This window comes from Olavius algarvensis spirochete endosymbiont (genome assembly GCA_900608495.1).
GTDB lineage: Bacteria > Spirochaetota > Spirochaetia > DSM-2461 > DSM-2461 > UBA2779.
The window spans coordinates 1-1,015 of the sequence record UWYT01000090.1; the positions used below are offsets into that span (position 1 = coordinate 1).

At 50.9% G+C, this 1,015-nt stretch carries 1 protein-coding gene; it reads left to right on the forward strand.

Annotation, left to right across the window (positions count from 1 at the left end; genetic code table 11):
• Nucleotides 1-200: 200 nt before the first annotated feature.
• Nucleotides 201-1,015: hypothetical protein (locus S1OALGB6SA_RS02105; protein WP_148084000.1), on the forward strand; the 815-nt coding region annotated here is incomplete at its 3' end.

Consider the following 1,015-nt stretch of genomic DNA (forward strand, 5'->3'; position numbering starts at 1 on the left):
CCAGCCTGATAGCATACGAGACATCAGCGGATGGATCAGCGGATGGGGCTGAAGGTCAGATATATTTTGGTGAGGTGGAGCTGCCCGTTCTCCCCGCCTCTCCCCCTGCTTCCTCACCCGCCCCTCCCCCTGCACCTGATATCGAACTTGGCATCAATAGAGCAGAGCGTTCTGATGAGCATGAGGAGAGCTCCCATGAAGTGAGCTCCGATAATGCTCTGTATTTCAGGTTCAATATTGGTGAGGATGAGCGTGGGGATGTGGCGAGCTGGAGTCATATTCTGCGCTATAAGGAGATTGAGCTTTTTGAGGATATGCGGAATCTGCCCGAGCTCTATATACCATCCACTGTTACTCAGTCGGATATCAATTTGCACGGAATTCTGGGTAACGTTTATGAATCGGTGAGCGTCAAAGATAAGGATGGCAGAAAACGGACAGAATGGCGACTGAGAAATTCCAGTCTTAAGCCCTCTACGTTGAGCGGGGATGCTTATTCGGCCCTTCTCAGCTTGGGATATTTTCTTCCCCGTGTTATGAGCAGGGCGGCTTACAAGAGTTTTTATGAATATCTTAGCCGTCCCCAAGGCCAGCCTCCAACTTCCACGCCGCCTGACGAGGGAGCTCCTATTTTCAGCTACAAGTACGATAAGATGCATGACCGCTTTCAGCTTATTAAACCTGAGTTGGGTAAAGCAGGTCTTCAAACTTGGCTTGCTGTCTTGAGGGGGCAGTTTCGGAGTTGGTATGGGACACTTGGGGATGATGATAAGGTAGAAGTGGAATTTTCCAACTTGGGGCGCTATGAGCTTGGTTTTCGTGAAGCTTTGCCTCAGCCCGTAGTAGGGGAAGGTGGAGAGTATCAGTATGAGGATAAGCATGAGCTTACTCCTTCTTCGAGCATTGTTGATTCGCCTTCTGATTTGGAGCCTGGGATGCGCAGCTATGGAGGAGAGATACTGCTTTCCGAGTCGGAGGAGCCTGGGGAGGAAGCAGGAGGGAGCGGCCTCGATCT